Source organism: Roseomonas sp. 18066 (assembly GCF_902706185.1).
GTDB lineage: Bacteria > Pseudomonadota > Alphaproteobacteria > Acetobacterales > Acetobacteraceae > Pseudoroseomonas.
Genome location: NZ_CACSJM010000283.1, coordinates 1 through 2,793, shown reverse-complemented (window position 1 = coordinate 2,793; position 2,793 = coordinate 1). Strand labels below are relative to the sequence as shown.

General features: G+C 71.0%; 5 protein-coding genes and 1 tRNA gene. 4 read left to right on the top strand and 2 right to left on the bottom strand.

What is annotated here, in order from left to right; genetic code table 11:
* Window positions 1-293: 293 nt before the first annotated feature.
* Window positions 294-369, bottom strand: a tRNA-Glu gene (locus GVN67_RS28630).
* Window positions 370-649: 280 nt separating this feature from the next.
* Here GVN67_RS28630 and GVN67_RS28625 point away from each other — a divergent pair.
* The 4 genes from GVN67_RS28625 (at window position 650) to GVN67_RS28610 (ending at window position 2,411) form a co-directional block, all read left to right on the top strand.
* Window positions 650-895 (top strand): hypothetical protein, encoded by a 246-nt coding sequence (locus GVN67_RS28625; protein WP_160000703.1) that lies wholly within the window; start codon window positions 650-652, stop codon window positions 893-895.
* The gene (locus GVN67_RS28620; RefSeq protein WP_160000702.1) at window positions 855-1,193 is read left to right on the top strand and encodes a hypothetical protein; all 339 of its coding nucleotides are present in this window, start codon (window positions 855-857) and stop codon (window positions 1,191-1,193) included. The genes GVN67_RS28625 and GVN67_RS28620 overlap by 41 nt, the downstream gene beginning before the upstream one ends.
* A gap of 115 nt (window positions 1,194-1,308) precedes the next feature.
* Window positions 1,309-1,887 (top strand): chromate transporter, encoded by a 579-nt coding sequence (locus tag GVN67_RS28615; protein ID WP_160000701.1) that lies wholly within the window; start codon window positions 1,309-1,311, stop codon window positions 1,885-1,887.
* Window positions 1,884-2,411 (top strand): chromate transporter, encoded by a 528-nt coding sequence (locus GVN67_RS28610; protein WP_160000700.1) that lies wholly within the window; start codon window positions 1,884-1,886, stop codon window positions 2,409-2,411. Before GVN67_RS28615 ends, GVN67_RS28610 begins: the two co-directional genes overlap by 4 nt.
* Here the strand turns inward: GVN67_RS28610 and GVN67_RS28605 are convergent, their stop codons facing one another.
* Window positions 2,412-2,765: a hypothetical protein gene (locus GVN67_RS28605; RefSeq protein WP_160000699.1), complete on the bottom strand. Its 354-nt coding sequence runs from the start codon at window positions 2,763-2,765 to the stop codon at window positions 2,412-2,414.
* Between the last annotated feature and the right edge of the window lie 28 nt (window positions 2,766-2,793).

The window sequence follows — 2,793 nt, the reverse complement described above, 5'->3', positions numbered from 1 at the left end:
TTGCGGGCCATGGGCGTCTCCGGGGCAGGGCGCGGGGCCCTTAGCCTAGAGCGAGAACGTAGATAGAACAATGCGCGGTTCACGAATCGTTCGCGCCGTGACGGGGTGGAGACGCATCGCACAGTCATTGGGATGGCGAGGGGAGGACGCCGCAGGGCGCCGGCGCCTAGGATGCCGGCGACGGGACAGACCCGACCCGCCTTGGAGCGCCGATCCGATGACCCGTCAGGCCATGCCGACAGCCCAGCTCCGAAGGGAGAGGGGAACGCGGCTCAGTCTTCGCCTGGAAAAGATGGCATCCCCAACGGGATTCGAACCCGTGTTACCAACGTGAAAGGCTGGTGTCCTAGGCCTCTAGACGATGGGGACAAGGCCATGTTGCGCCTTGGCCGTCCTGCCCGAAGGCAGCCCGGCCGGGCGGGGCGCTTACTAACCCAGCCCAAGGCCAGCGTCCAGCCCTGCCGATGCCCGCTGCGCCGAGAAAGCGCAGAAAATGCTGACGCCCTGCCGGCCGCGGCGGATACCGCCCGGCGCGCCCGTGCCGAGCCACAATCCTGCCTTTTTTCGCGACCCTGCCGGCAACCCGTGCTAAGAGGAAAACGTTCTGGCGCCATAGGCCCACGCAGTGGTTGTGACAAAGAGGTCGCAGATGCGGAACTTCCTGCCCATGCTCCTGGTGGCGGCCGGTTTGTGCAGCGCTTCGCTGCTCGCCGGGACCGTCCTGGCGCAGAACACCCTGCTCCAGCAGGCCAGCGCGATGATGAGCCTGGAGACCCTCCAGGCCGATCGGATGCCGCGTTTGTCGCGCGATTCCCCCACGGGGCAGCGCGGCGCCCAGATGGCGGGGCATCTCGATGACGCGCCGGTCGTCGAAGGGCGCGCCGCCGGCCGCTGACCAGCGCATCATTGCGGTCCGGCAGTTTCAGGACCAGAATGAACGCAGGCGGGATGCGGACAACGTCATGGAAAGGCCGGCGAACCAGGCCGAGTTGCAGGCTGCCCTGGCCGACGCCGTGGCCGGCATCGAAGCCCTGATCCGCGATGGCACCATCCCCGCCGAGCACGCGGCCGAAGTGTTCGAGGCGGCGATCGCCGGTTTCCCGCCCGAGACCCGCCAATTGATGCAGCTGATCGCGCAGGAAATCCCGGCGCTGCGCCTGGATCCGCAACGGGCCGCCGACGACCGCGACTGACGGCGGCGCTTCCCCCCGATTGCCAGATGCGCGGCGGCGCCTATCCTCTGCGGCCAGGATCCATGCGGTCGGCGGCGGAGCGTGCATCCGGGTCCCCGGGGGAGAAGGCCAGGACATGTTCGCAGCGCAGCCATCGCCGGAGACGGCGCCCCCGCCCGATTGCCTGCAGCTTTTCCTCGGCTTTCTGGGACTCGGCCTGATCGGCTTCGGCGGCGTGCTGCCGATGGCGCGCAGCATGCTGGTCGAGCGCCGGCGCTGGCTGACCGCCGAGCAGTTCACCGAGATGCTTGGCCTGTGCCAGTTCCTGCCGGGCGGCAATATCATCAACCTCTCGGTCGCCGTGGGCCTGGATTTCCGCGGCGTCGCCGGGGCGCTGGCGGCGCTGCTCGGGCTGATCGCCGGGCCCACCGCCGTCGTCATCGGCCTGGGCGTCGTCTATGACCGCTACAGCGACGACCCGCTGCTGCAGCATTTCTTCGGCGGGCTGGCGGCGGCGGCGGCGGGGCTGCTGGTGGCGACGGCGGTGAAGATGCTGCTGCCGCTGCGCCACAACCTGCCGGCGCTGGTGGTGGTGGCGCTCAGCGTCGGGACCATCGCCTGGATGCGGCTGCCGCTGCTGCCCAGCATGCTGCTGCTGGCCCCCTTGAGCATCTTTCTCAGCTGGCGCTTTCCGGCCGCGGGGGGCAAGCGGTGAACACGCTGGTCGCCCTGGCCGTCATCTTCACCCAGCTGTCGCTGCTGGCCTTCGGCGGCGGCAACACCATCCTGCCGGAAATGCAGCGCCAGGTCGTGCAGGTGCATGGCTGGATGTCGGCGCAGGATTTCTCCGCGCTCTTCGCCCTGGCCCAGGCGGCGCCGGGGCCGAACATGATGGTGGTGCCGCTGGTCGGCTGGCATGTCGCCGGCTGGCCCGGGCTGCTGGTCTCGTCGCTGGCCAAGTTCGGGCCGTCCTCGCTGCTGACCGGCGTGGTGCTCGGGCTGTGGCGGCGCTTCAAGGACCGGCCCTGGCGGCGGGTGGTGCAGAGCGGGCTGGTGCCGATGACCGTCGGCCTGGTCGCGGCCAGCGCCATCCTGATCACGCTGGCCACCGACCACAGCTGGGGCCTGTTCCTGATCACCGGGGTCGTCGCCCTGGCCAGCCTGCGGACCAGGCTGCATCCGCTCTGGCTGCTGGCCGGCGGCGCGCTGGCGGGGCTGGCCGGGCTCGGCGCCGTTTAACTAATCGCGGCGCGGCGCCGGGCGGCCGCGCGGCTGCCGCGCCACCGGGGTCGGGCGCCGCACCGGCTGGGTGATCCGCCCGCCCGGCCGTTCCTGCTCGAAGGCCATGCTGGTGGCCGGGCCCTGGCAGTCGCGGCAGCGCAGCCGGCCGGCCAGGTCGCGCACCGTCATCTCGCCACGGGCGGTCAGCACCTCCTCGACGCAGACCAGCTTGTCGCGGGCGCAGCCGGTCTTGCCGCAGCGGGTGCGCAGCTGCCAGTCGCGCCAGAAGGAGAGCGGGCTGTCCAGCATCCGGTCGGCGGTCGGGCCGACGAAGGGCAGGGCGGCGGCGGCGTAAGCGAGGCGGTTGGACATGGCCTGGCTCCGGGGGGCGGCTCCCGGG

Bases quoted from the DNA above. Each gene is read 5' to 3' on its own strand.
- GVN67_RS28605 (WP_160000699.1), bottom strand. From the start codon at position 2,765: ATGTCCAACCGCCTCGCTTACGCCGCCGCCGCCCTGCCCTTCGTCGGC.
- GVN67_RS28620 (WP_160000702.1), top strand. From the start codon at position 855: ATGACGCGCCGGTCGTCGAAGGGCGCGCCGCCGGCCGCTGACCAGCGC.
- GVN67_RS28625 (WP_160000703.1), top strand. From the start codon at position 650: ATGCGGAACTTCCTGCCCATGCTCCTGGTGGCGGCCGGTTTGTGCAGC.
- GVN67_RS28615 (WP_160000701.1), top strand. From the start codon at position 1,309: ATGTTCGCAGCGCAGCCATCGCCGGAGACGGCGCCCCCGCCCGATTGC.